The organism is Micromonospora sp. NPDC049301 (assembly GCF_040678715.1).
GTDB lineage: Bacteria > Actinomycetota > Actinomycetes > Mycobacteriales > Micromonosporaceae > Micromonospora.
Genome location: NZ_JBFAQO010000001.1, coordinates 926,176 through 952,279 on the forward strand (window position 1 = coordinate 926,176; position 26,104 = coordinate 952,279).

The 26,104-nt window shown below is 72.7% G+C and carries 22 protein-coding genes and 1 tRNA gene; 16 read left to right on the forward strand and 7 right to left on the reverse strand.

What is annotated here, in order from left to right:
• Positions 1-353: 353 nt before the first annotated feature.
• Positions 354-2,003, reverse strand: coding sequence for a phospholipid carrier-dependent glycosyltransferase (locus AB0K07_RS04495; RefSeq protein WP_363751420.1), 1,650 nt, complete (start codon positions 2,001-2,003; stop codon positions 354-356).
• Positions 2,004-2,147: 144 nt separating this feature from the next.
• Between AB0K07_RS04495 and rsmI the strand changes: the two genes are divergently transcribed.
• Complete coding sequence (gene rsmI / locus AB0K07_RS04500; RefSeq protein WP_363750907.1) at positions 2,148-2,996, forward strand: 16S rRNA (cytidine(1402)-2'-O)-methyltransferase; 849 nt, start codon at positions 2,148-2,150, stop codon at positions 2,994-2,996.
• A 26-nt stretch (positions 2,997-3,022) separates the two neighbouring features.
• Here the strand turns inward: rsmI and AB0K07_RS04505 are convergent, their stop codons facing one another.
• The gene (locus tag AB0K07_RS04505) at positions 3,023-4,285 is read right to left on the reverse strand and encodes a hypothetical protein (protein ID WP_363750909.1); all 1,263 of its coding nucleotides are present in this window, start codon (positions 4,283-4,285) and stop codon (positions 3,023-3,025) included.
• Between the two features lie 158 nt (positions 4,286-4,443).
• On the opposite strand from AB0K07_RS04505, the gene metG reads away from it, so the two are divergent.
• Positions 4,444-6,246, forward strand: coding sequence for a methionine--tRNA ligase (metG, locus tag AB0K07_RS04510; protein WP_363750911.1), 1,803 nt, complete (start codon positions 4,444-4,446; stop codon positions 6,244-6,246).
• A 55-nt stretch (positions 6,247-6,301) separates the two neighbouring features.
• Here metG and AB0K07_RS04515 read toward each other — a convergent pair whose 3' ends face one another.
• Positions 6,302-7,549, reverse strand: coding sequence for a hypothetical protein (locus AB0K07_RS04515; protein ID WP_363750913.1), 1,248 nt, complete (start codon positions 7,547-7,549; stop codon positions 6,302-6,304).
• A 234-nt stretch (positions 7,550-7,783) separates the two neighbouring features.
• Here AB0K07_RS04515 and AB0K07_RS04520 point away from each other — a divergent pair, with 234 nt between their 5' ends.
• From AB0K07_RS04520 to AB0K07_RS04545, 6 genes are all read left to right on the forward strand, one after another.
• Positions 7,784-8,683: a TatD family hydrolase gene (locus AB0K07_RS04520; RefSeq protein ID WP_363750915.1), complete on the forward strand. Its 900-nt coding sequence runs from the start codon at positions 7,784-7,786 to the stop codon at positions 8,681-8,683.
• Positions 8,684-8,729: 46 nt separating this feature from the next.
• On the forward strand, positions 8,730-9,599 hold the full coding sequence (gene rsmA / locus AB0K07_RS04525) for a 16S rRNA (adenine(1518)-N(6)/adenine(1519)-N(6))-dimethyltransferase RsmA (protein ID WP_363750917.1): 870 nt from the start codon (positions 8,730-8,732) through the stop codon (positions 9,597-9,599).
• Between the two features lie 106 nt (positions 9,600-9,705).
• Positions 9,706-10,656, forward strand: a complete 951-nt coding sequence (locus tag AB0K07_RS04530; protein ID WP_363750918.1) for a 4-(cytidine 5'-diphospho)-2-C-methyl-D-erythritol kinase — start codon at positions 9,706-9,708, stop codon at positions 10,654-10,656.
• 120 nt (positions 10,657-10,776) lie between these two features.
• Positions 10,777-12,582 carry an ABC-F family ATP-binding cassette domain-containing protein gene (locus AB0K07_RS04535; protein ID WP_363750920.1) on the forward strand — a complete coding sequence of 602 codons (1,806 nt, stop codon included), beginning with the start codon at positions 10,777-10,779 and terminating at the stop codon, positions 12,580-12,582.
• A gap of 102 nt (positions 12,583-12,684) precedes the next feature.
• Entirely contained in the window at positions 12,685-13,140 is a 456-nt protein-coding gene (locus AB0K07_RS04540) for a DUF4383 domain-containing protein (RefSeq protein WP_363750922.1), read from the forward strand.
• Between the two features lie 204 nt (positions 13,141-13,344).
• Positions 13,345-13,824, forward strand: coding sequence for a DUF4383 domain-containing protein (locus AB0K07_RS04545; RefSeq protein WP_363750923.1), 480 nt, complete (start codon positions 13,345-13,347; stop codon positions 13,822-13,824).
• A 6-nt stretch (positions 13,825-13,830) separates the two neighbouring features.
• On the opposite strand, the gene AB0K07_RS04550 is transcribed toward AB0K07_RS04545, so the two are convergent.
• On the reverse strand, positions 13,831-14,511 hold the full coding sequence (locus AB0K07_RS04550; protein WP_363750925.1) for a TetR/AcrR family transcriptional regulator: 681 nt from the start codon (positions 14,509-14,511) through the stop codon (positions 13,831-13,833).
• Positions 14,512-14,735: 224 nt separating this feature from the next.
• Positions 14,736-15,701, reverse strand: a complete 966-nt coding sequence (locus AB0K07_RS04555) for an acyl-CoA desaturase (protein ID WP_363750926.1) — start codon at positions 15,699-15,701, stop codon at positions 14,736-14,738.
• 416 nt (positions 15,702-16,117) lie between these two features.
• Between AB0K07_RS04555 and AB0K07_RS04560 the strand changes: the two genes are divergently transcribed.
• The 8 genes from AB0K07_RS04560 (at position 16,118) to AB0K07_RS04595 (ending at position 23,837) form a co-directional block, all read left to right on the forward strand.
• A tRNA-Gln gene (locus tag AB0K07_RS04560) sits at positions 16,118-16,189 on the forward strand.
• A 106-nt stretch (positions 16,190-16,295) separates the two neighbouring features.
• Positions 16,296-17,831: a bifunctional UDP-N-acetylglucosamine diphosphorylase/glucosamine-1-phosphate N-acetyltransferase GlmU gene (gene glmU / locus AB0K07_RS04565; protein ID WP_363751421.1), complete on the forward strand. Its 1,536-nt coding sequence runs from the start codon at positions 16,296-16,298 to the stop codon at positions 17,829-17,831.
• A 60-nt stretch (positions 17,832-17,891) separates the two neighbouring features.
• The gene (locus tag AB0K07_RS04570) at positions 17,892-18,872 is read left to right on the forward strand and encodes a ribose-phosphate diphosphokinase (protein WP_363750928.1); all 981 of its coding nucleotides are present in this window, start codon (positions 17,892-17,894) and stop codon (positions 18,870-18,872) included.
• A 319-nt stretch (positions 18,873-19,191) separates the two neighbouring features.
• Complete coding sequence (locus tag AB0K07_RS04575) at positions 19,192-19,890, forward strand: 50S ribosomal protein L25/general stress protein Ctc (RefSeq protein WP_363750929.1); 699 nt, start codon at positions 19,192-19,194, stop codon at positions 19,888-19,890.
• Positions 19,891-19,984: 94 nt separating this feature from the next.
• Positions 19,985-20,575, forward strand: a complete 591-nt coding sequence (gene pth / locus AB0K07_RS04580; RefSeq protein WP_363750931.1) for an aminoacyl-tRNA hydrolase — start codon at positions 19,985-19,987, stop codon at positions 20,573-20,575.
• Positions 20,576-20,726: 151 nt separating this feature from the next.
• Positions 20,727-21,542: an inositol monophosphatase family protein gene (locus AB0K07_RS04585; RefSeq protein ID WP_363751422.1), complete on the forward strand. Its 816-nt coding sequence runs from the start codon at positions 20,727-20,729 to the stop codon at positions 21,540-21,542.
• Between the two features lie 73 nt (positions 21,543-21,615).
• Positions 21,616-22,527 (forward strand): sulfate adenylyltransferase subunit CysD, encoded by a 912-nt coding sequence (cysD, locus tag AB0K07_RS04590; RefSeq protein ID WP_363750932.1) that lies wholly within the window; start codon positions 21,616-21,618, stop codon positions 22,525-22,527.
• On the forward strand, positions 22,527-23,837 hold the full coding sequence (locus AB0K07_RS04595) for a GTP-binding protein (RefSeq protein WP_363750934.1): 1,311 nt from the start codon (positions 22,527-22,529) through the stop codon (positions 23,835-23,837). Before cysD ends, AB0K07_RS04595 begins: the two co-directional genes overlap by 1 nt.
• A gap of 106 nt (positions 23,838-23,943) precedes the next feature.
• Here the strand turns inward: AB0K07_RS04595 and galK are convergent, their stop codons facing one another.
• On the reverse strand, positions 23,944-25,113 hold the full coding sequence (gene galK, locus AB0K07_RS04600; protein WP_363750935.1) for a galactokinase: 1,170 nt from the start codon (positions 25,111-25,113) through the stop codon (positions 23,944-23,946).
• Positions 25,110-26,039: a UDP-glucose 4-epimerase GalE gene (galE, locus tag AB0K07_RS04605; protein WP_363751423.1), complete on the reverse strand. Its 930-nt coding sequence runs from the start codon at positions 26,037-26,039 to the stop codon at positions 25,110-25,112. Before galE ends, galK begins: the two co-directional genes overlap by 4 nt.
• Between the last annotated feature and the right edge of the window lie 65 nt (positions 26,040-26,104).

Here is a 26,104-nt window from a genome sequence, read left to right on the forward strand (position 1 = left end):
TGGAGATCGTCGCACCCGGTTCGGCGGTGGCCGCGGCGACTGCTCGATGCCGGGCCGCAGACGCGAGTGGTGGGCGCGGCAGGCGGGGTCACGCGGCCTCGGACCTGCCCGTTCGGGGCGCTGCGTCCACGCCGGGTCACCCTCGGTCAACGGTCGGAGGGGAGGTGTCGGCCCGGTCCGCATCCGTCGGAAATCTGACCCAAGTCGACCCGTTGTGCCGGTGGTGCGCGGTGGTTAAGCTCTTCATGCGCGCCCCAATCGCCCGCTTCCCCCGTGGCAGGCGATCGGGGCGCGCGTCTTTGTAGAACGGGCCCGCACGCCGAAGCGTGCGGGCCCGTTTTCGTCGTCGATGCTTATATCCAGCGCCCGTCCAGCCACATCCGGGACAGCCAGTCCGAGTAGGGCAGCAGCGTGCCCACGAAGATCGGATAGAAGTACGCGAAGCAGAGCGCCACCAGCAGCACGTACGCACCGGCCGCGATGCTGCCCACCAACCGGCGTTCGTAGCCCGGGTCGCCGGGCACCAGCGGCGTCACCTCGCCGACCTCACCCCCGGCCGGGGCGATCAGCGCACCCAGCACGTAGACGACGGCCAGCACCAGGAAGGGCAGTGCGGGTGCGGCGTAGAACGAGAACATCGTCCGGCCCTCGAGGGCGAACACGAACCAGGGCAGCAGCCCGGCCGCCACGCTGAGCAGGATTGCGCCGGCCCGCCAGTCCCGGCGAGCCACGCCCAGCCAGACCAGCGCCACCAGGGCGGGCAGGAACGACCACCAGAGCAGCGGGGTGCCGAGCAGCAGGATCTCCGAGGCGCAGGACGGCGCGCCGCAGGCCCCGTCGCCGGACCAGTGGAACGCCACCGGACGGCCGAGCAGAAGCCACTGCCACGGCCACGACTGGTACTTGTGCGGGTCGTCCAGCCCGGTGTGGAAGCCGTACGCGGCCCGGTGGTACTCGAAGAGGTTGATCAGCGGGCCGATCACCGGGGTGTCACTGAGCGGGGCGGTCGGGTAGGACGACGCGAGCCGGTAGTAGCCGTCGTCGCTGAGCAGCCAGCCCGTCCAGGTCGCGAGGTAGGTGCCCACCATCAGCACGCCGGCCAGCACCAGCCAGGGCAGCTCGTCGAGCAGGGTGTCCCGCCAGGGCCGGCGGACCCCGGCCGAGCGGCGGACGCCGACCTCCCAGAGGAGCACCAGCAGCGCGAAGGCCGGCACGAAGTAGAGGGCACTCCACTTCACGGCGCAGGCGCACCCGAGCAGCACCCCGGCGGCGAGCCGCCACCACGGCCAGGTGCGCCAGCCGGTCGGCGGTCGGCCGGCGCGGCCAGGCAGGCTCGGATCGAGCCCGTCGTCCAGCGCCCGCGCCCAGCGCCGACGGCGGGCGTCCCGGTCGAGCACCAGCGCGCCGAACGCGGCCAGCACGAAGAAGAGCAGGAAGATGTCGAGCAGCGCCGCGCGGGACAGCACCAGGTGGAAGCCGTCCAGGGCGAGCAGCAGGCCGGCCGCGCAGCCCAGCACCGTCGAGCGGAACATCCGCCGCCCGATGCGGACCAGCAGCAGCACCGACAGGGTGCCGACCACGGCTGCCGAGAACCGCCAGCCGAACTCCGGCGCCGTGGTGATCAGGTGCCCGGGGACGGAGACCTTGGAGTCGGCGTCCTGGTAGCCGAAGGCCCACTCGCCGAGGCCGATCAGCCACTTGCCCAGCGGCGGGTGCACCACGTACGACGGGGCGTTGTCCTTGTAGTTCCACTCGACGCCGCGGCTGATCAGCCCGTAGGCGTCCTTGGCGTAGTACGTCTCGTCGAAGATCTTGCCCTTCGGGCTGGACAGGCCGACGAAGCGCAGGATCGCCGCGATGGCCACCACCACGGCGGTGGCGAGCCACGAGAAGCGGTCCAGTCGGGCATCGACGGTGGTGAACCGTCGGCGCACCACGCCGGACACCCCGCCGCCGGCGCGGGGCACCGCGGATTCCTGGTCGGGGCGGTTGTCGCCCGCCATCACCTCGACCATCTTTGCCGGCTCGGCGCTCGGGCTCTGCGCTGTCGACGCACTCGTCACCCGGCGATCGTAGGCTGCCAAGGTGTCCGGTGGCGCCCGTCGTCCCTGATACCGGTATCCACCGTCAACGAAGGAGACGATCCTGTGGGTGAAATGTCCGAAGCTGGGCGCCTGATCCTGCTCGGCGCCCCGCTCGGCAACCCCGCCGACGCCTCGGCCCGGTTCCGGGAGGTGCTGGCCAGCGCCGACGTGGTGGCCGCCGAGGACACCCGCCGGCTCACCCGGCTGGCCCGCGACCTCGACATCACCGTCGGCGGTCGGATCGTCTCGTACTTCGAGGGCAACGAGGAGCGGCGCACCCCCGAGCTGGTCGAGGTCATCCTCGGTGGGTACGTGGTGGCGCTCGTGACCGACGGCGGGATGCCGAGCGTCTCCGACCCCGGCTACCGGCTCGTCCGGGCCGCACTGGAGGTCGGGGCGCCGGTCAGCGTCGCCCCCGGGCCGAGCGCGGTGACCACCGCGCTGGCGATCTCCGGGCTGCCGTGCGACCGGTTCTGCTTCGAGGGCTTCCTGCCCCGCACGCCCGGCGCCCGCCGGTCCCGGCTGCGCGCCCTCGCCGCCGAGGAGCGCACGCTGGTCTTCTTCGAGGCGCCGCACCGGATCGGCGCGGCGCTCGCCGACCTGGCCGAGACGTTCGGCGCGGACCGGCCGGCGGCGCTCTGCCGGGAGCTCACCAAGACCTACGAGGAGGTGCTCCGCCGCCCCCTCGGCGAACTGGCCCGGTGGGCCGCCGAGGGGGACCCGCGCGGGGAGATCACCCTGGTGGTGTCCGGAGCGCCGGTGACCGCCGCGGAACGCCCCGACGACGACACCCTGCGCGCGGCTGTCGCCGAGCGGGAGGCCGCCGGCCGGTCCCGCCGCGACGCCATCACCGACGTCGCCACCGAGTACGCCCTGCGCCGCCGCGACGTCTACACGATCGTGCACAGCTGACAGGCGTTTCCCGGCGGGCGGACCGCTCACCAGGCGGCGACGAGGAAGCCGAGGGTGATCAGCACCGGGCCGGCGACGGCGACGGCCACCGCCCAGCGGCGGTTCCGCCGTCCGGGCAGCCGCGTCGACCCGGTCCACCGGGCGATGCCGGCGGCGCAGCCGAGCACCGCCAGCAGGCCGGGCACCCAGCGCAGGTGCCGGCCCAGGCCCGTGTCGGCGTACGCGGTGTCGCCGTCCGGGCCGGCCATTCGCGCGGGTAGCGCCGTTCCGGGGGCGTCCCGGCCGGCGGGTACGCCGCTGACCCGTACCCCGTGCGCCAGGAACCGACCGTCGTCGGCCGTGAAGATCCCCCGGCACCGCTGGGTGAGCCCGCCGCCGGTGCAGTCGTCGATCACCACCGTGCCGACCCGGGCATGCCCCACGGCCAGCCAGAACGGACCGGCGCTGACCCACCCGAAGAAGGCCGCGAGCAGGCTCAGCAGCACCAGCACCGCGAGCCCGGGCAGCGGGTCGGGCGGCGGGGTGGCGCGGGCCGGCTTCCGGCGGGCCCTGCCGGCGTCGCGGTCCCGCTCCGGTGCGGGGTCCTCCCGCACCGGGGTGCCGTCCCAGTGCACCTGCTCGATCGGTGCCCAGTAGGTGCCGTCGTCATCGCCCGGCGGCGTGTCGCCGTCGGTCCGGCGGGCGCCCCGGTGCCAGCGGCTGTGCTGCCGGACCGGCACCCGGCGCGGCACCGCGTCCACCGGCGCCCCGGTGGTCGGCTCCAGCTCGGCGGCCGGCGCGGGCTCCTCGCTGGCCGGCGCGTGCTCCTCGGTGGCCGGCGGTGTGCCACCCGCCGAGCCCGGCGGAGTGGGACGGGCCGGGGTGGGTGCCGGCGCCGCCGGAGCGGGACGGGCAGGCGTCGGTGTCGGCGCGGCCGGAGCGGGGCGAACCGGAGTGGCGGCGAGCCCTGGGCCGTCCGGCTTCGGCCCGGCCACCCGCCCCGACGGAGTGGGCCGCTGCCGGCCCGGCCGTCCGACCGCGGGTGCCGATGTCGGGGCGGCGGCCGGGCGTGGCGTCGGGCCGGTCCGCGCAGTGCCGCCCGATCGAGGGCTGGGGCCAAGCTGCGGGGTGCCGCCCGGTCGGGGGGCCGGGTCGTCCGGTGTGCGGGTGGGATCGGCGCCGGGCACCAGCCGGGGCTGGGGCGCGACCGCTCCGCCACGGGCCCCGCCGGGCTCGGGGCTGGCGTCGTCGCCGACCGCCGGCCCGGTGGGACGGTCGTCGTGGTCCCGGGCCGCTCGTCTGCCAGTCACGGCGTTCATTGCACACCGGTATCGCGGCCGGATCGGGCAGCTTGAGCGCGTGTCGGGAACAAATCGGACCAAAAGGCGAGGTGGTTCGTCCGGCCCGTCGGCCCGCCACCCCCCATTGGTTCGCGGGCGTCCCGGAGAGGTCACTAGGCTTGCTGCTCATGAGTCACGTTCTCGCGGCAGTGGCCTGGCCGTACGCCAACGGCCCCCGCCACATCGGCCACGTTTCCGGTTTCGGCGTTCCCTCCGACGTCTTCGCCCGGTACATGCGGATGGCCGGCCACGACGTGCTCATGGTCTCGGGCACCGACGAGCACGGCACCCCCATCCAGGTGCAGGCCGACGCCGACGGGGTCACCCCGCGCGAGCTGGCCGACCGGTACAACCGGGTGATCGTCGAGGACCTGCACGGCCTCGGGCTCTCCTACGACCTGTTCACCCGCACCACCACCCGCAACCACTACGCGGTGGTGCAGGAGCTGTTCGAGGGGATGTACCGCAACGGCTACATCGTGCCGAAGACCACCATGGGCGCGATCTCCCCGTCCACCGGGCGCACCCTGCCCGACCGGTACATCGAGGGCACCTGCCCGATCTGTGGGTACGACAGCGCCCGCGGCGACCAGTGCGACAACTGCGGCAACCAGCTCGACCCGATCGACCTGATCAACCCGAAGTCGCGGATCAACGGGGAGACCCCGAAGTTCGTCGAGACCGAGCACTTCTTCCTGGACCTGCCCGCCCTGGCCGACGTGCTGCGGCAGTGGCTGGACACCCGGGAGGGGTGGCGGCCCAACGTGCTGCGGTTCTCCCGCAACCTGCTCGACGACCTCCAGCCCCGGGCGATCACCCGGGACCTGGAGTGGGGCGTACCGATCCCGCTCGACGGCTGGCGGGACCGGCCGGACAAGCGGATCTACGTCTGGTTCGACGCGGTGATCGGCTACCTCTCCGCCTCCATCGAGTGGGCTCGCCGCACCGGCGACCCGGAGGCGTGGCGGAAGTGGTGGTCCGCCGACGGGGAGGGCAAGGACGCCCGCTCCTACTACTTCATGGGCAAGGACAACATCGTCTTCCACTCGGTGATCTGGCCGGCGCTGCTCTCCGGGTACTCCGGTGAGGGCTCCCGCGACGGTGAGCCGGGCGAGCTGGGTCAGCTCAACCTGCCCACCGAGGTGGTCTCCAGCGAGTACCTGACCATGGAGGGGCGCAAGTTCTCCTCGTCCCGCAAGGTGGTCATCTACGTCCGCGACTTCCTGGAGCGCTACGACGCCGACGCGCTGCGCTACTTCATCGCCGCCGCCGGCCCGGAGAGCAACGACACCGACTTCACCTGGGCGGAGTTCCTCCGCCGCAACAACGACGAGCTGGTCGCCGGCTGGGGCAACCTGGTCAACCGGTCCGTCTCGATGGCGGCGAAGAACTTCGGCGCCATCCCGCCGATCGACCCGGCCGGGCTCACCGAGGCCGACGAGGCGCTGCTCGCTACAGCCCGTGCCGGCTTCGCAGGAGTCGGCGACCTGATCGGCCGGCACCGGCAGAAGCAGGCGATCGGCGAGGCCATGAAGGTGGTCGCCGAGGCCAACAGGTACCTCTCCGAGCAGGCGCCGTGGAAGCTCAAGGACGAGGCGGACAAGCCGCGGATGGGCACCATCCTGCACGTCGCCCTCCAGGTGGTCAGCGACGCCAACACGCTGCTCACGCCGTTCCTGCCGCACTCCGCGCAGCAGGTGCACGAACTGCTCGGCGGCACCGGTGTGCACGCGCCGATGCCGGTGATCGAGCAGGTCGACGACCTGGACGGCGGGCCGGCGTACCCGGTGCTGACCGGCGACTACACGGTCGGCGCGCGCTGGGAGTCGGTGCCGCTGGAGGCGGGCCGTGCGCTGGCCGCGCCGAAGCCGGTGTTCCGCAAGCTCGACCCGTCGATCGTCGACGAGGAGCTGGCCCGGCTGGCCGGCTGAGGAACGCCGCCGTGCGGCGGCCGTCGCCCAGACCCGGGCGACGGCCGCCGCCGCGTCACATCGCGTACCGGGTGTCCATCACCTGGTCGTCGGTCACCTCGGCGCCGGGCGCCCAGGTCTCGTAGACGCCGCGGTCGTGGCACTGCGCCCCGGTCGCCAGCACCGTGTCCGGATCCGGGTAGCGCAGCCGCAGCCGCAGCCAACCGGCCTCCTCCCGCAGCACCAGGCAGGGCACGCCCCGCCACTGCGCGAACCTGAGCCGGCGGGCCACCGCCTCCACCGGGTAGCGGGCCGCCCGGGTCATCGCCAGCACCCGGAACCCGCCGGGCAGGTCCGCCACCGCCTCGTACTCGCTGTCGCCGTGCACGCCCACGAGCTGGGTGGAGCGCGGAGCGTCCCCGGTCGGCACGTACTCCTGATCGGGGGAGAGACCCGGCACCGCGGCCAGCAGGTGCCGCCACTGCGGGCCCACCATCCGCAGCCACCCGCGCTGCTCGGCCTGGTAGGTGTAGAGCACCACCTCCACCCCCTCCGCCGGATAGGCGAGCAGGGCGGCGTTCGCCGGCATCGGCAGGTCGGCGAAGTCGCGGGTGATGAACTCCGGGATGAGCTGACCGTTGCTCGGCACGAAACCCGTACCCAGCACCGGTGGGCCCAGCCGGTCCCGGGGGGCCAGCGCGGTCAGGCCGCGGTGCGCCTCGCCGACCGGCACGTCGTAGTCGCCCGGGTCGGCGGCCCGCCAGCGCAGCGCGTACGCCACCTCCAGGCCGTCCCGGCCGACCTCGCCGTCGGTGCGCAGCACGGTGGTCGCGGCCGGCGAACGCAGGTGCGCCACGTCGTGCTCCCGGTAGCAGAAGCCGTGCGGCAACCACCCGCGCACGTACCCCGCGAGCTGCCGGGGGGAGAGCATCTTCACCATCCGGGTGCCCCGCCGGACCACCGCCGACGCGCGCGACGCGGCCAGCATCGGGTCACCGGCCGCGGACGGCTGCTGGCTGAGCTGGTGCAGCTGGGCCCACCCCCGCTCCCGGTGCGCCGGCAGCATCAGCGGCGTCTCCGGCTCCTCGGCCGGCTCCGCCGCCCCGTGCACCGCCGTCACCTCGGTGACGTGCACGAACCGCCGCCACGGCAGGGCGCTGCCCGGTCGGGGCGCCCACTCGAAACCGGGCACCTCGTCGGCGCTGAACAGCTCGTACGCGGCGCCCCGGGCGATCTCCTCGGCCGGGTAGACGCCGCCGCCGAACGCCACGCGCAACCCGGTGCGTTCGCTGGCGGAGCCGCTGGCCTGGGGGGTGACGCTCATGCCGTCACCTCCCTCTACTCGGTGAGATGCGGGCCGTCACGCTGTCGCCTCGGCCCGGTGGCGCACTCAGTCGGCTCACTGCCAGCACTCCGCTTCGCTCCGTGCCGTCGCTTCGCGGCACGCTGCTGTGCCCGCCGGTTCGCTCGCTGCGCTCGCTCGTTGGCGACGGTAGAGTCGCGCGGCGTAGTCGAGGTGAACGTCGGGTGGCGGGCGGATGGACAGCCCCGGTGTGTGATGCTGTCGCTGATGAGCGAACCCACTGAAACCCGCCGAGAGCGTGCCGCGCGGCGGGCCGGAGAGTTTCCGCCCGCCCCCGAGCCGCTGCCCCGGCCGGTGCTGGACAGCCACACGCACCTGGACATCACCGTCAGCGAGGCCGGCGTACCCGGCGGCGGGCCGGCCGACGACCCGGTCGCCGTGGCGATCGACCTGGCCACCAAGGTCGGCGTGGACCGGCTGGTCCAGGTGGGTGTGGACGTCGCCTCCTCCCGGTGGGGCGCGGACACCGCCGACCGGCATCCCGCCGTGCTGGCCACGGTGGCGCTGCACCCGAACGAGGCACCCCGGCTGTCCGACCTCGACGAGGCGCTGCGGGAGATCGAGTCACTCGCCGCGCGTGACCGGGTCCGGGGGATCGGCGAGACCGGGATGGACTTCTTCCGTACCGGCGACGAGGGGCGCGCCGCGCAGGAGGAGAGCTTCCGGGCGCACATCGCCATCGCCAAGCGGTACGGCAAGGCGCTGGTGATCCACGACCGGGACGCGCACGCCGACGTGCTGCGGATCCTCGACGACGAGGGGGCCCCGGCCACGGTGGTGCTGCACTGCTTCTCCGGTGACGCCGACTTCGCCCGCGAGTGCGTCCGCCGCGGCTACCTGCTCAGCTTCGCCGGCACCGTCACGTTCGGCAGCGCCACGGCGTTGCGTGAGGCCGCGGCGCTCACCCCCGTGGACCAGATCCTGGTGGAGACCGACGCCCCGTACCTCACCCCGACGCCGCACCGCGGCCGGCCGAACGCCTCGTACCTGATCCCGCTCACCGTCCGCTCGCTCGCCGCGACCACCGGCGCCGACCTGGACGAGCTGTGCGCGGCCATCTCGGCCACCGGCGACCGCGCCTTCGGCCCGTGGTGAACCCGGCCCGACGGTCGGTCCCCATGCCGCCGCTACGCTGCCAGGCATGACCGGTCTCCTCGGCCCGGCGGAGATCCGGGAACTCGCCGCCCGCCTGGGCGTCGCGCCCACCAAGAAGCTGGGCCAGAACTTCGTGCACGACCCGAACACCGTGCGTCGGATCGTCACGGCCGCCGGCCTGACCCCCGACGACGTGGCTCTGGAGGTCGGCCCCGGGCTCGGCTCGCTCACCCTCGGGCTGTTGCCGGTCGCCGGGCACGTGCACGCCGTGGAGATCGACCCGGTGCTCGCCGGCGCGCTGCCGGAGACCGCCACCCGGCACGCCGGTGCGGACGCCGGCCGGCTCACCGTGCACCGCGCCGACGCGCTGCGCATCGACGCCGCCGAGCTGGCCGACCCGCCGCCGACCGCGCTGGTGGCCAACCTGCCCTACAACGTGGCCGTGCCCGTGGTGCTGCACCTGCTCGCCGAGCTGCCCAGCCTCCGAAAGGGCCTGGTGATGGTGCAGAAGGAGGTCGCCGACCGGCTGGTCGCCGGTCCCGGCTCCAAGGTGTACGGAATCCCGTCGGTCAAGCTCGCCTGGTACGCCCAGGCCCGGGCCGTCGGGCGGGTGCCGCCGAACGTGTTCTGGCCGGTGCCGAACGTCGACTCCGGCCTGGTCGCCTTCACCCGCCGCGAACCACCCCGAGCCGACGTACCCCGGAAACGGGTCTTCGCGGTGGTGGACGCGGCGTTCGCGCAGCGCCGAAAGACCCTGCGCGCCGCGCTGGCCGGCTGGGCCGGCGGCGCGGACCGGGCGGCCGCCGCGCTCACCGCCGCCGGCGTCGACCCCGGCGCCCGGGGGGAGTCCCTCACCGTCAAGCAGTTCGCCGCCATCGCCGCGTCGGCTCCGACCCCCGCGCCGGCCGCCCAGTAGGCTGGCGCGGTGCCCGCCGAGGAGGCGTACGGGCGCGTGACCATGCCGAGGAGCTGACCGTGACCAAGTCGTTCGACATCCGCCTGGCCGTGCGGGACATCGCCCGGTGACCGAGGCCTGGCGACCGGACGACGAGGACGAGCGGCGCGGAGCCAGCGGGCCGGTGAAGGTCCGGGTGCCCGCGAAGGTCAACCTGCACCTCGGGGTGGGCCCGCTGCGCCGTGACGGCTATCACGAGCTGAACACCGTCTACCACGCCATCTCGATCTACGACGAGCTGACGGCCCGCCGGGGCGACACGCTCGCCCTGACCATGGAGGGCGAGGGCACGGGCGAGCTGGCCCTGGACGACACCAACCTGGTGATCCGCGCCGCGCACGCCCTGGCCGGGTACGCCGGGGTGCTGCCGCACGCCCGGCTGCACCTGCGCAAGCAGATCCCGCTCGCCGGCGGACTGGCCGGCGGCAGCGCCGACGCGGCCGCCACGCTGGTGGCCTGCGACGCGCTCTGGGGCACCGGGCTGTCCCGCGACGAACTGGCCGGCATCGCCGCCGACCTCGGCTCCGACGTGCCGTTCCTGATCTACGGCGGCACCGCGCTGGGCACCGGCCGGGGGGAGGCGATCAGCCCCGTGCTGGCCCGCCCCACCTCCTGGCACTGGGTGGTGGCCATCGCCGATGGTGGCCTGTCCACCCCGGCCGCCTACCGGGAGTTGGACCGGCTCCGCGACGCCGGCACCGCCGGCGCTCCGCTGGGCAGCACCGACGCGCTGCTGGGCGCGCTGCGGCAGCGCGACCCCCGGGTGCTCGCCCGCACGCTCGGCAACGACCTCCAGGACGCCGCGCTGGCCATGCGCCCGGCGCTGGCCGACACGCTCAAGGCCGGTGAGGCGGCCGGCGCGCTCACCGGCATCGTCTCCGGCTCCGGCCCGACCTGCGTCTTCCTCGCCTCCGACGCGGCCGACGCCGAGCGGATCGCCGCCGAGCTGACCGCGGCGGGCGTCTGCCGGGAGGCGCGGGTCGCGCACGGTCCGGTCGCCGGTGCCCGCGTCGGCTGACGACGCGTCCCACCGGGGCTGTCGGCACGCGGCGCGGGCGTCCGGAGCGTCCGCGTACCCTTGGGAGAGGCGTCCAGGTGCCCGCCGGCACCGGGACGCCTTGATCATGAAGGGTGGAACGTGGCGAACATCGTCAATCTGGACCGGGTGTCCAAGGGGTACGGCGCCACCGGGCGGCTCCTCACGGACGTCTCGCTCGGCCTGGACGACGCCGACCGGATCGGCGTGGTCGGCCTCAACGGCGCCGGCAAGTCCACCCTGCTGCGGCTGCTCACCAAGCAGGAGGACCCCGACGACGGTCGGGTGACCCACCGCCGCGACCTGCGCGTGCTCTGGCTGCCGCAGCAGCTCACCCTCGCCCCCGAGGCCACCGTCCGGGACGTGGTGCTCGGCACCGCCTGGCTCAACGAGGGCATGGGCGCCGAGCACGAGTGGGCCGGCGACGCCGGGGTGCGTGCCATCCTCGACGGCCTCGGCATGCCGCACCTCGGCCTCGACCAGCCGGTCGGCCCGATGTCCGGTGGCGAACGGCGCCGGGTCGCGCTCGCCGCGCTGCTGGTCCGCGACTCCGACCTGCTCATCCTCGACGAGCCCACGAACCACCTCGACGTCGGCGGTGTCGACTGGCTGGCCCGGCACCTGGTCGGCCGCAAGGGCGCCCTGGTCGTGGTCACCCACGACCGGTGGTTCCTGGACGCGGTCTGCACCACCACCTGGGAGGTCGCCGACCAGACCGTCCGCGCCTACGAGGGTGGCTTCGCCGCCTGGACCCTGGCCCGCGCCGAGCGCGAGCGGGTCGCCGCCGCCACCGAGGCCCGCCGGCAGAACCTGCTCCGCAAGGAGATCGCCTGGCTGCGGCGGGGTCCGCCGGCGCGCACCTCCAAGCCCCAGTTCCGCATCGACGCCGCGAACGCCCTGATCGCCGACGTGCCGCCGGCGCGCGACACCATGTCGCTGCAACGGATGGCCACCTCCCGGCTCGGCAAGCAGGTGTACGACCTGGAGAACGTCGAGCTGCACGCCGGCCCCAAGGAGATCCTGCGGGACGTCACCTGGCTGGTCGGGCCCGGCGACCGGATCGCCATCCTCGGTGCCAACGGCGCCGGCAAGACCACGCTGCTGCGGATGCTCGCCGGCATCACCCGCCCCGGCGGTGGCCGCCTCAACACCGGCTCCACCGTGCGGCCGGCGTTCCTGTCCCAGGAGCTCGCCGAGCTGCCCGGGCACCTGCGTGTGCTCGAAGCCGTCGAGGAGGTCGCCCGCCGGGTGCAGCTCGGCGACCGCGAGGTGTCCGCCGCCCAGCTCGCCGAGGTCTTCGGCTTCGACGACCGACGGCTCTGGACCCCGGTCAGCGACCTCTCCGGCGGGGAGCGCCGCCGGTTGCAGATGCTGCGGCTGCTCGCCGGTGAGCCCAACGTGCTGCTCTTCGACGAGCCCACCAACGACCTGGACACCGACACGCTCGCCGCGCTGGAGGACCTGCTCGACTCCTGGCCCGGCACGATCATCGTGGCCAGCCACGACCGATATCTCATCGAGCGGGTCACCGACACGGCGTACGGGATGTTCGGTGACGGCCGGCTGGTGCACCTGCCCGGCGGCGTCGACGAATACCTCGCCCGGACCGCCGAGCGGGCCGGCCCTTCCCGGGCTGGCGCCACCTCGGCCGCCGCGCCGACCGGCACCACCACGACCGGCATGTCCGCCGCCGAGGTCCGACAGGCCCGCAAGGAGCTGACCCGGCTGGAACGCCAGCTCGGCAAGCTCGACCAGCGCGAGGCCACGCTGCTCGACCAGCTCGCCGCCGACGCCACCGACTACGCACGGGTGGCCGAGTTGGACACCCAGCTCAAGGATCTGCGCGCCGAGCGCGAGCGGATCGAGGAGACCTGGATGACGCTCGCCGAGGACCTGCCCGAGGGCTGACCGGGCCGGGCGCGCCAGCCCGGGGGCCGTGTGCGGCGTCACACCTCCACATGCGGGACAATCGTCCGCGACACCTCACCCCACGGCGTTGGAGACTCAGACATGGCCCACACCCCCGTCAACCACCCCGCGCGGCCGATCTACCGGGCGATCGGCGGGCTGACCGGTCTGTACCTGGTGGTCTTCGGTGTGCTCGGCATCATCGCGAGCGCCGGCAACGAGATCCTCGCGCAGGACGACACCAAGATCCTCGGCCAGGGCACCAACCTCGGTTTCTCGCTGCTCTGCGTGCTGCTCGGGCTCCTCGTGCTGGCCGGCACCGCGCTCGGCCGCAACATCGACGTGGCGATCAACCAGTGGCTGGCGTACGCCCTGATGGTGATCAGCCTGGCCGGCCTCGCGTTCATCCAGACCGACGCCAACTTCTTCAACTTCAGCATCGCCACGGTGATCGGCGTGATGCTGGCGGCGCTGGTTCTGCTCATGGTCGGCATGTACGGCAAGGTCGGCTCGGACGAGGAGGCGGAGGCCTTCGAGAAGGCTCGCCTGGTGCTCTGAGCCCTGGTCGCGGTGGTGGTTTTTCGCCGGGCCCGAGCTGCTCCGGGCGGTCAGGCTTGATCCCTGCGCAGCTCGGGCTCCGGCGAAAACCTGTGCTGGTCCAGCCCGCTCACTGACCCGGCGGCCTTTGGGATTCGTCGGACATGTCCTGTTGGTCCGGGTGACAATCACCGCGAAGGTGATACTCGGACGGGAGACCAGGGCATGCCGCATTTTCCGGTGAACCATCCGGCACGGCCGCTCTACCGGGTCCTCGCCGGCCTGATCGGCGTCTACATCCTCGTCTTCGGCGTCTGGGGCGTCGCCCAGACGATCGGCGATCCGCTCTTCGACCGGGGCAGCCACTGGGTGCTCGGGCTGCGCACCAACCTGGCGTTCTCGCTCGCCTCGGTGGCCTTCGGAGTCGTTCTGATCATCGGGGCGTCCCGGCGGAGCAACCTCGGCCACTACATGAACCTCACCGCCGGGGTCGTGTTCCTGGCGACCAGCATCCTGATGATGTCCGTGCTGCAGACCGAGGCGAACTTCCTCAACTTCTCGATGTCGACCGTGATCGTGTCGATGCTGTTCGGCCTGGTCCTGCTCGGCACCGGCCTCTACGACAAGGTCGGCCCCGAGGAGCACGCCGAGGAGGAGCGGCGCAACCGCAGCCACCCGGTGGCCGACGTGCACCTTCGCCGCTGACCGTGGTCAGCGGCGGCGCGCGGTGATCAGCGTCGGCTTCGCCTCCAGGTGGGACAACCCGTTCCAGGCCAGGTTGACCAGGTGCGCCGCCACCGTCTCCTTGCGCGGCTTGCGCACCTCCAGCCACCAGCGGCCGGTCAGCGCCACCATGCCCACCAGCGCCTGCGAGTACAGCTCGGCCAGCTTCGGGTCGTACCCGCGACTCTTGAACTCGGCGCCCAGGATGTGCTCGACCTGGTGTGCCACGTCGTTCATCACGCTGATGAAGTTGCCCGTCCCGGACAGCACCGGCGACTCGCGGACCAGCACCCGGAAGCCGCTGGTCTCCTCCTCGATGTAGCCCAGCAGGGCCATCGCCGCCTGCTCGAGCAGCTCCCGCGGGTGCCCGGCGGTCAACGCCGTGGTGATCCGGTCCAGCAGCGCCCGGACCTCCCGGTCCACCACCACGGCGTAGAGCCCCTCCTTGCCGCCGAAGTGCTCGTACACGACGGGCTTGGAGACCTTGGCGCGGGCCGCCACCTCCTCGATGGAGGTGGCGTCGAAACCGCGCTCGGCGAAGAGCTGCCGGCCGATCGCGATCAACTGCTCCCGCCGCTGGGCCGCGGACATGCGGACCCGGGAGGTGGATTTGGGTGCCGGGGCCGGCGCGGCACGCCGGCCGCCGGCTCCGTCGGTGGCCTCAGGCATGTCGCCGCCTCGCTGGCGCTCGGTGACGCCCTGCCGTGGGATGGTGCCTCCGTTGTGCCCGTTCACGTCGTCGCCTCACTGGCGGGCGAACAGATCGCCCAGCCGCGCTGTCCGACCGTACCCGGATCGGGCCCGGCTCCCCGTCCACCGAGCCGTCCGGTCTCCCCGCGTCGCTCGGCCACCCGGCCATCCTGCCAGGCGGCCTCCCGGAGCACCGCCCGCTTTTACCGGGGTGCGACCGGCTTCACGAGCTTGGCCGCGAGGCGCTCCGGCTTCGGCCAGCGCACCTGCGACGCCGCGCCGATCTTCTCGAACAGCCAGATCACGCGGGCGGAGATGTCCACCTGACCACGCAGTACGCCGTGCCGGGCGCTGGTCGGGTCGGCGTGGTGCAGGTTGTGCCAGCTCTCGCCGAACGACAGGATCGCCAGCGGCCAGAAGTTCGACGCCCGGTCGCCCTGGCGCATGGCGAACGGACGCTCGCCGTAGACGTGGCAGACCGAGTTGATCGCCCAGGTGACGTGGTGCAGCAGGCCGATGCGGACCAGCCCGGCCCAGAAGAACGCGGTCAGCGCGCCCTGCCAGGACCAGGTCACCAGGCCGCCGATCAGCGCCGGACCGAGCAGCGAGATGGCCACCAGCATCGGGAACAGACGGTCCACCCGGCGGATGTCGTTGTCGGCGAGCAGGTCGGGGGCGAACCGCTCGCGGTTGGACAGCTCGCGGCGGAACAGCCAGCCGACGTGCGCGTGGAACAGGCCGCGGGTCAGCGCCCAGAGGCTGGTGCCGAAGCGCCACGGCGAGTGCGGGTCGCCCTCCAGGTCGGAGAAGGCGTGGTGCCGCCGGTGGTCGGCCACCCACTGGATGATCTCGCCCTGCACCGCCAGCGAACCCGCGACCGCCAGCGTCACACGCAGCCACCGCTTGGCCTTGAACGAGCCGTGGGTGAAGTAGCGGTGGAAGCCGACCGTGATGCCGAGCCCGGAGACCACGTACCAGACCAGGCCGATGACCACGTCGGTCCAGCCCAGCCAGCCACCCCAGGCCACCGGCACGGCGACCAGCAGGGCCACGAAGGGGATCACCACGAAGGCCCAGAGGGCGACCAGGATCCCGGGGGACTGGCTGCCGTCGGTAAGGGGTTTCGGGCCGGGTCCGGCGGCGTTGGGTTCGAGCAGAGCGGTGGACATGGCACCTCGCAGAGGGGACGGAAGCGATCACGAAGCTACGCCTACGTCACCGTAACTTACGGCACCGTAGATCGCACGGGGAAGTTTCCGAACGCCCCTGCACCGTCCTGCTGAAACGCAGGTCAGAGCCCTGATTTCCGCTTCGGTCGGTGGCTCGGTCGGCCCGTCCGGGCAGGGTCGGCGCGGCGCTGCGGGTCGCGCTGTGCGGCCGGGTGGCATCGACGCTCGGCGGTACGCCGACACCGGTCACGTCGGTGGGTTGGGAGAGCTTCTGTCTATCCGGCCCGCCCTGGTGCCACCCGGGCGGGCCTCGGGCCGTCCGAGCGAGCGGAATGAGCGGTGGCGTCCGGCGGCCGGGGCGCTAAGGTGTAGCGGCGGGATCCCCATCCCCGGATGTGACGCGGTTGCGTCGCTGATCGGCCGTGGTGTAATTGGCAACACCCGGGTCTTTGGTACCCGTATTTCAGGTTCGAACCCTGGCGGCCGAGCTGCCCCCTAAGTCCGGTTTAGGTTCCAGTGGGGGTAAGGCGGAGACGTGCCGGGCGCCGCGGTTAGCATGACCGCGAGAGTGTCCGCCGTCCCGACGGGAGCCACATCGTGCCCCAGCCCCACCTTCGTACCGTCGTCGTGCTCGCCGCCGGTGAGGGCAAGCGGATGAAGTCGACACTGCCCAAGGTGCTGCATCCCCTGCTCGGCCGGACCCTGCTCGGCCACGTGCTGAGCGCGGCCGCGCCGCTGGCCGCGGACCGCACCGTCGTGGTGGTGGGGCACGGCGCCGACCAGGTCCGGGGTCACCTGACCGAGGTCGCCCCGGACGCCACGCCCGTGCTCCAGGCCGAGCAGCTCGGCACCGGGCACGCCGTGCGCATCGCGCTGGACGCCGTGCCGGAGGGCGCCGGCACGGTCGTTGTGATCAACGGGGACGTGCCGCTGCTGCGGCCGGAGACGGTGGGCGCGCTCGTGGCCGCGCACGAGGAGGCCGCCGCCGCGGCCACCGTGCTGGCCGCCGAAGTGCCCGACCCGACCGGGCTCGGGCGGATCGTGCGGGACGCCGACGGCCGGCTGGAGCAGATCGTCGAGGAGCGCGACGCCGACGCGACGCAGCGCGCGATCCGGGAGATCAACGCCGGCATCTACGCGTTCGACGCGGTGCGGCTGCGCCACGCGCTGGGCAAGCTCTCCACCGACAACGACCAGGGCGAGGAGTACCTGACCGACGTCTTCGGCCTGCTCCGCTCGGCCGGCGAGCCGGTGGCGGTGCACGTGGCCGTCGACCACGTCGAGACGCTGGGCTGCAACGACCGGGTGGAGCTGGCGACGCTGCGCCGGCTGCTCCGCGACCGGGTCAACGAGGCCTGGATGCGTACCGGTGTGAGCCTGCTGGACCCGGCGACCACCTGGATCGACGTGACGGTCGCGCTGGACCGCGACGCGGTGGTCGACCAGAACACCCAGCTGCGTGGCGGCACGGTGGTCGGCGCGGGCGCGCAGATCGGCCCGGACGTCACGCTGGTCGACACGATCGTCGGCCCCGGCGCTTCGGTGGTGCGCAGCCACGCGGTGAGCGCGGAGGTCGGCGCGGGCGCCAGCGTCGGGCCGTACGCGTACCTGCGGCCGGCCGCGCGGCTGGCCGACAAGGCGAAGGTCGGCACGTTCGTCGAGGTGAAGAATGCGCAGATCGGCGCCGGCTCGAAGGTGCCGCACCTGACGTACGTGGGTGACGCGACGATCGGCGAGCAGAGCAACATCGGCGCGGCGTCGGTCTTCGTGAACTACGACGGGGTGAACAAGCACCACACGGTCATCGGCAGCCACGTCCGGACGGGGGCGGACAACATGTTCGTGGCGCCGGTCGAGGTGGGCGACGGCGCGTACACGGCGGCCGGCTCGGTGATCGTGGACGACGTCCCGCCGGGTGCGATGGGTGTCGCCCGGGCACGCCAGCGCAACATCGAGGGCTGGGTGGTGAAGCGGCGGGCCGGAACGGCAGCGGCCGAGGCCGCGCAGCGCGCCCGCGGCGCTGAGGGTGCGCCGGGTGGGGCCGGCGCCGCAAGCGACAGTGAGGCAATGCACGGGCAGGCCGAGACGGTGGGCGGCGCCTCCGCCACGGGAGATACTGCAACCGAATAGTCCCCGCCGACCCACCACCACCGGGCCGGGTACCACCGACAAACGGGAGCAGACGGGCCCATGGGCAGCATCGTCGCCGAAAACCGCAAGAGCCTGATGCTCTTTTCCGGACGTGGCTTTCCGGAGCTGGCCAAGGAGATCGGTGAGGTGCTCGGCGTGGCGCCGACGCCGGCCGACGCGTACGAGTTCGCCAACGGCGAGATCTTCGTACGGTTCAAGGACTCGGTGCGTGGGTCGGACGCCTTCGTGGTGCAGTCCGTGACGCACGGGGTGAACACCTGGGTCATGGAGACCCTGATCATGGTGGACGCGCTGAAGCGGGGGTCGGCCAAGCGGATCACCGTGGTGCTGCCGTTCTACCCGTACGCGCGGCAGGACAAGAAGCACCGCGGTCGCGAGCCGATCTCGGCCCGTCTGGTGGCGGACCTGCTGAAGACGGCCGGCGCCAACCGGATCCTCACCGTCGATCTGCACACCGCCCAGATCCAGGGCTTCTTCGACGGTCCGGTGGACCACCTCTTCGCGATGGACATCCTCGCCGAGTACGTGGAGCACAAGTACGCGGGCCGGCCGATGACCGTGGTGGCCCCGGACTCGGGTCGCGTGCGGGTGGCCGAGCGGTGGACCGACCGGCTGGGTGGCTGCCCGCTGGCGTTCATCCACAAGACCCGCGACCCGATGAAGCCCAACCAGGTGGTGGCCAACCGGGTGGTCGGCGAGGTCGAGGGTCGGGTCTGCCTGATCGTCGACGACATGATCGACACCGGTGGCACGATCACCGGCGCCGCCGACATCCTCAAGGAGTCGGGCGCTGCGGAGATCGTGGTCGCGTCCACCCACGCGCTGATGTCGGACCCGGCGACCGAGCGGCTGAAGAACAGCCCGATCAGCGAGATCGTCGTGACCAACACCCTGCCGCTCACCCCGGAGAAGCAGCTCGACAAGCTGACCGTCCTGTCGATCGCGCCGCTGCTGGCGCGGGCGATCCGCGAGGTCTTCGACGACGGCTCGGTGACCACCCTCTTCGGTGGCCTGAGCTGAGCGTCGCGCTGCCGTGAGGGCCGTTCCCGCCGGCTGCGCGCCGGCGGGAACGCCCCCGCACTGACCCCGGGCGGTCGGCCCGCGCGCCGACGTGAGCGGTGACCCGGGGACTGCCGGAAACCCCGGAATCAGCTCGGGTAGACTGGTGCGGTTGCCACGGCGAGGGTGCCCGGCGGGCCGCTGAAAAGCGCCGCACGGAGGCACCGTCATCGACGCGGTGCTCCGGGCAGTCGTTCATGACGCATGAGCCCCAGCGAGCCCCTCGCCCCAGCACCGCAAGACGACAAGCCGCCGTAGCGAAAGCATCAGGAGTTTCCCCGTGTCCGAGGTAAAGATCAGCGCCGAGCCCCGTACCGAGTTCGGCAAGGGTGGTGCCCGTCGTACCCGCCGGGCCGGCAAGGTGCCTGCCGTGCTGTACGGCCACGGCGAGAAGCCCAAGCACATCGCGCTGCCGTCCCGCGAGTTCGCCGCCGCGATCCGCAAGGGTGGCGCCAACCAGCTCTTCGCGATCGACATCACCGACGGCACCCAGGTGCTGGCGCTGCCGAAGGCGATCCAGCGTGACCCGATCAAGGACACCTTCGAGCACGTCGACCTCCTCCTGGTCCGCCGGGGCGAGAAGGTCACCGTCGACGTCCCGGTCCAGCTGACCGGCGACGCCGCCAAGGACACCCTGATCGTGCACGACCACGACACCCTCTCGGTGACCGCCGACGCCACCAAGGTGCCGGACCACCTCGAGGCGTCGATCGAGGGCCTGGAGGCGGGCTCCCAGGTGACCGCCGGCGACGTCCAGCTGCCGGCCGGCGTCGAGCTGGCCGTCGACCCGGAGCTGTCGGTCGCCGCGGTGACCGCCGCCCCGACCGCCGAGCAGCTCGAGGCGACGCTGCCCGAGGTCGAGGAGGCCACCGAGGAGGCCGAGGCCGAGGTCGGCGAGGTCACCGAGGGTTCCGAGGGTGCGGACGCCGCCCCGACCGCCGAGGGCGGGGAGAACACCGAGGCGCGCACCGAGGCCTGATCCGTTCGTACTGTGCGGCAGGCGTCCCCGAGCGTTCGGGGGCGCCTGTCGTCGTATCGGGAGTCGGTGGGACGGACGTCGGGAGGGGTGGGTCGTGACGGACGAGGCGGGGCCGTGGCTGGTGGTCGGCCTGGGAAACCCGGGCCGGGAGTACGCCGGGAACCGGCACAACGTCGGCTTCATGGTGGCTGACCTGCTGGCCGGGCGGATCGGGGCGCGGTTCGGCAGGCACAAGCGGGCGGTCGCCGAGGTGGCCGAGGGGCGACTGGGCTTCGGCGGGCCGAAGCTGGTGCTGGTGAAGCCACTGACGTACATGAACCTGTCCGGCGGGCCGGTGGCGGCGCTGGCGCAGTTCTACAAGGTGCCGCCGGCGCAGGTGATCGCGGTGCACGACGAGCTGGACATCGGGTACGGCCAGGTGCGGGTCAAGTGCGGTGGCGGCGAGGGTGGGCACAACGGCCTGCGCTCGATGTCGAAGTCGTTGGGCACCAAGGACTACATCCGGGTGCGGTTCGGCGTCGGCCGGCCGCCGGGGCGGCAGGACCCGGCGGACTACGTGCTGTCGGATTTCGGCGCGGCGGAGCGCAAGGAACTGGATTTCCTGGTGGACCGGGCCGCCGACGTGGTGGAGTCGGTGATCGTCAAGGGTGTCGAACCGACACAGAACCTCTACCACGGTGCTTGAGAGCCGGGCGGGGCGTACCGGATCGGGGTTGGCGGGCCGGTAGTCTGCGCCTTTCGGCGTGCCGCGACCGCCGACGCGGGTCGCGGCGTAGCGACCCGGATGGACACGGGTGGCGGCGAGGCGACGGGAGCGGGCAGTGAGCAGTCCTCCGATGATCGACGGCGCGTTCGCCCGGTGGTTGGCGGCCCGGGCCGGTCAGGCGCTGCTCGACCTGCGGGCCGAGTTGGGTTTCGCGGACACCGGCGCGCTGAAGTCGGCCGGGGACAAGGTGTCGCACGACCTGATCCGTACGGAGCTGGCGAAGTGGCGCCCGGGTGACGCGGTGCTCTCCGAGGAGGACGAGGGGTCGCGGCTGGCCTGGGCGGCCGAGGTGAACGCCGAGGCGGTGTCCCGGTTGGCCGCGGACCGGGTGTGGATCATCGACCCGTTGGACGGCACCCGGGAGTTCGCCGAGGAGGGCCGCTCGGACTGGGCGGTGCACGTGGCGCTCTGGGCCCGCAGCGCGCCGAGCCCGCACGGGCTGGTCGCCGGGGCGGTGGGACTGCCGGCGCAGCACCGGGTGCTCGGCACGGACTACCCGCCGGCGTACCCGCCGATGACGGTGGAGGCGGCGACGGCCGGCACGCGGGTGATCCGGTTGGCGGCGAGCCGGAGCCGACCGCCGGTGTTCCTCAGCGACCTGGCCGAGGACGTGGGGGCGAAGCTGGTGCCGATGGGATCGGCCGGGGCGAAGATCGCCGCGGTGGTCACCGGCGAGGTGGATGCCTACATCCACGCCGGTGGGCAGTACGAGTGGGACTCGGCGGCTCCGGTGGCTGTGGCGACGGCCACCGGACTCCACGCTTCCCGGATCGACGGTTCTGCGCTGAGATACAACGAGGCGGATCCGCGCCTGCCCGACCTGCTGGTCTGCCGCAAGGATCTCGCCACCCGGTTGCTTGCAGCGCTGCAGAGACATTCCGGGTAGCCTGAGGCCCTTCTTGACATGCCCGACCGGAAAGGTCTGGAAATCGGATGAGCGAGCGAATCGAGCCGGTGTCATGACCACGCCGGCGGCCTACCGGGTCTCCCACCTGGACGCACTGGAGGCGGAGAGCGTCTTCGTGATGCGCGAGGTGGTCGCCGAGATGGAGCGCCCGGTGCTGCTCTTCTCCGGCGGCAAGGACTCGATCGTCATGCTGCGGCTGGCGCAGAAGGCCTTCGCCCCGGCCAACATCCCCTTCCCGGTCATGCATGTCGACACCGGGCACAACTTCCCCGAGGTCCTGGAATACCGCGACCAGCGGGTCGCCGAGCTGGGGTTGCAGCTCGTCCTGGCGAGCGTGCCGGAGGCGCTGGCCAGCGGGCTGGTCCGGGAGTCCGGCGACGGTATGCGCAACCGGATCCAGACGCCGGTGCTGCTCGACGCGGTGGAGAAGCACCGCTTCGACGCGCTGTTCGGTGGCGCCCGCCGCGACGAGGAGAAGGCCCGGGCCAAGGAGCGCGTGTTCAGCTTCCGCGACGAGTTCGGCCAGTGGGACCCGAAGAACCAGCGGCCGGAGCTGTGGTCGCTGTACAACGGCCGGCACCACCCGGGCGAGTCGATCCGGGTCTTCCCGCTGTCCAACTGGACCGAGCTGGACGTCTGGCACTACATCGCTCGGGAGCGGATCCCGCTGCCGTCGATCTACTACGCGCACGAGCGTGAGGTGATCGAACGGGACGGGATGCTCTACGCGGTCAACGAGTTCTTCCGTCCCCGGGCCGGTGAGGAGCGCTTCAAGGCGCAGGTGCGCTACCGCACCGTCGGCGACGCCTCCTGCACGGCGGCGGTCCGCTCGGACGCCGACACCGTGGAGAAGGTCATCGAGGAGGTGGCGGCCACCCGGATCACCGAGCGCGGCGCGACCCGTGGTGACGACCGGGTCAGCGAGGCCGCCATGGAGGACCGCAAGCGGGAGGGCTACTTCTGATGACCACCGAGATCGTGGCCCCGGCCGCCACCAGCACCGGGCCGGAGGCCCGACCGATGGACCTGCTGCGGTTCGCCACCGCCGGCAGTGTGGACGACGGCAAGTCGACCCTGATCGGCCGGCTGCTCTACGACACCAAGTCCCTCTTCACCGACCAGTTGGCCGCGGTGGAGGCGGTCAGCGCGGCGCGTGGGGACGAGTACACCAACCTGGCGCTGCTCACCGACGGCCTGCGCGCCGAGCGGGAGCAGGGCATCACCATCGACGTGGCGTACCGGTACTTCGCCACGCCGCGGCGCAAGTTCATCATCGCCGACACCCCGGGGCACATCCAGTACACCCGCAACATGGTCACCGGGGCGTCCACCGCCGACCTGGCGCTGATCCTGGTGGACGCGCGCAAGGGCCTGGTCGAGCAGTCCCGCCGGCACGCGTTCCTCTGCTCCCTGCTGCGGGTGCCGCACCTGGTCCTCTGCGTGAACAAGATGGACCTGGTGGACTGGTCGCAGGAGGTCTACGAGCGGATCGCCGACGAGTTCACGGCGTTCGCCGCGAAGCTCGACGTACCGGACCTGACCGTGGTGCCCATCTCCGCGCTGCGCGGCGACAACATCGTCGCCCGGTCGGAGAACATGCCGTGGTACGAGGGCCCGTCGTTGCTGCACCACCTGGAGCGGGTGCACATCGCCAGCGACCGCAACCTCGTCGACGTCCGGTTCCCGGTGCAGTACGTGATCCGGCCGCAGTCCACCACGGTCACCGACTACCGCGGCTACGCCGGTCAGGTCGCCTCCGGCGTGCTGAAGCCGGGCGACGAGGTGATGGTGCTGCCGTCCGGCTTCACCAGCCGGATCGCCGCGGTGGAGACCGCCGACGGGCCGGTCGCGGAGGCGTTCCCGCCGATGTCGGTGACGGTACGGCTGGCCGACGAGATCGACATCTCCCGGGGCGACATGATCTGCCGGCCGAACAACGCGCCGGCGGTCGCCCAGGACATCGAGGCGATGGTCTGCTGGATGGACGAGACCCGCCCGTTGCAGGTCGGCGGCCGGTACGCGATCAAGCACACCACCCGGTCGGCCCGGGCGATCGTGCGCGGGCTGCACTACCGGCTGGACGTCAACTCGCTGCACCGCGACGAGTCGGCCGACGCGCTGCGACTCAACGAGATCGGCCGGGTGCGACTGCGCACCACCGTGCCGCTGCTGGCCGACGAGTACCGGCGCAACCGGACCACCGGCGGTTTCGTCATCATCGACGAGGCCACCAACCGCACGGTGGGCGCCGGCATGATCGTCGAAGCCAGCTGACCCCGCCTCCACACACCTCACCCTGACCGGTGATCAAGAGGTCTGCGGCAGAGTCCGGGCTCGGACCGACGCGAACCTCTTGATCACCGGGCTGAGGCGGGGTGGGCTAGGTGAGGCGGGTGGCGCCGGGGGCCGGGAGGACCGGGACGGTGTTGGGTGCGGTGAAGCCGCGTTCGGCGTACGCGGCCGTTACGGCGGCGGCGACCGCGTCGGCCCGGTCCGCGTCGACCAGGGCGAGGACGCACCCGCCGAAGCCGCCGCCGGTCATCCGGGCGCCCAGCGCGCCGGCCGCGAGCGCTGCCTCGACCGCGGTGTCGATCTCCGGAACGGTGATCTCGAAGTCGTCGCGCATCGAGACGTGCGAGGCGGTGAGCAGCGGGCCGATGTCCCGGACCCGGCCGGCGCGCAGCAGCGCGACCGTGTCCAGCACCCGCTGGTCCTCGGTGACCACGTGCCGGACCCGCCGCCGGGTCTCCTCGTCGTCGAGCCGGGCCAGGGCGGCGTCGAGCTGGTCGACGCCCACGTCCCGCAGCGCGGGGACGCCGAGCGCCTTGGCGCCCGCCTCGCAGGACCGGCGGCGGGCGGCGTACTCACCGTCGGCGTGCCGGTGCGGCGCGCGGCTGTCGATGACCAGCACGGCCAGCCCGGCGGCGTCCAGGTCGAACGGGATGTGCTCGACGGACTCGTCGCGGCAGTCGAGGAAGAGGGCGTGCCCGGCACGGCAGCGGATCACGGCGGACTGGTCCATGATCCCGGTCGGCGCGCCGACGTAGAGGTTCTCCGCCCGCTGCGCCAGCCGGGGCTGCCGCTCGGCGGGCAGCTCCAGCCCCCCGAGGTCGAGCAGCGCGGCGAGCACGGCCGACTCCAGCGCGGCCGAGGACGAGAGACCGGAGCCCAGCGGCACGTCGGAGGCGATCGCCAGCCGGGCGCCGGGCACCGGGTGACCGGCCTCGCGCAGCGCCCACACCACACCGGCCACGTACGCGCCCCAGCCGGTGACCCGGCCCGGCTCGGCGACGTCGTCCGCGCCGAAGGTGATCGTCTCGTCGGAGAGCTCGGACCAGACCGTCCACCGCTCGTCGTCCTGCCGGTCGGCGGCGACGACGGTCCGCAGTGGGAGCGCGAAGGGCAGCACGAACCCGTCGTTGTAGTCGGTGTGCTCGCCGATCAGGTTGACCCGGCCGGGAGCCGCCCAGCGGCCGGCGGCGCGGTCGCCGTACTGCATGGTGAAGCCGGCGGCGGCCCGCTCGGCGACGTCACCGGAGGGGTGGGTCATGACTGCTCCAGGATGTGCGTGCGGTAGAAGGCCCAGGCGTCCCCCACCATGTCGTGCAGGGTCGGCTTCTGCGGCACCCAGCCCAGCTCGTCGCGGGCCAACGCGGAGGAGGCGACCAGCTCGGCCGGGTCGCCCTCGCGGCGGGGCGCCACCTCGACGGGCAGGGCGTGCCCGGTGACCTCGCGGACGACGTCGACCACCTGCCGGTTGGTGAAGCCGTTGCCGTTGCCCAGGTTGTAGATCCGGTGCTGGCCCGCGGTGGCCGCGTCCAGCGCCAGCAGGTGGGCGCGGGCCAGGTCGGCGACGTGGATGTAGTCGCGGACGCAGGTGCCGTCCACGGTGGGGTAGTCGTCGCCGAAGAGCTGGAGCTTCTCCCGCCGGCCGGCGGCGACCTCCAACGCGATCGGGATCAGGTGCGTCTCGGGGTCGTGCCGCTCGCCCAGCGCCACGTCGCCGGCGAGGTGCGCGCCGGCCACGTTGAAGTAGCGCAGCGACACGGCGGCCAGCCCGTGGGCGATCGCCTCGGAGGTGAGCGCCATGTCGACGGCGAGCTTGGTGGCGCCGTACGTGTTGGTGGGCGCCTTGACCGCGGTCTCCGGGATGGGCAGCTCGGTGGGGTTGCCGTAGACGGCGGCGGTGGAGGAGAAGACCATCCGGGGCACCCCGGCGGCCCGGACGGCGTCGATCAGGGCGAGGGTGCCGACGGTGTTGGTCTGCCAGTACAGCTCCGGCTTGACCATCGACTCGCCGGCGGCGATCAGGGCGGCGAAGTGCAGCACCCCGTCGAAGCCGGCGTCGGGGGTGATGACCCGGACGGCGTCCTGGATGGACGCCTCGACGTGGGTCGCCTCCGGAGCGAGCGCCTCGCGGTGACCGGTACGCAGATCGTCCAGGACCACCACCTGGTGACCCGCGTCGAGCAGCATCCGGGTCACTACGCTCCCGATGAAGCCGGCGCCCCCGGTGACGAGCAGTTTCACGTTGTTGCCTC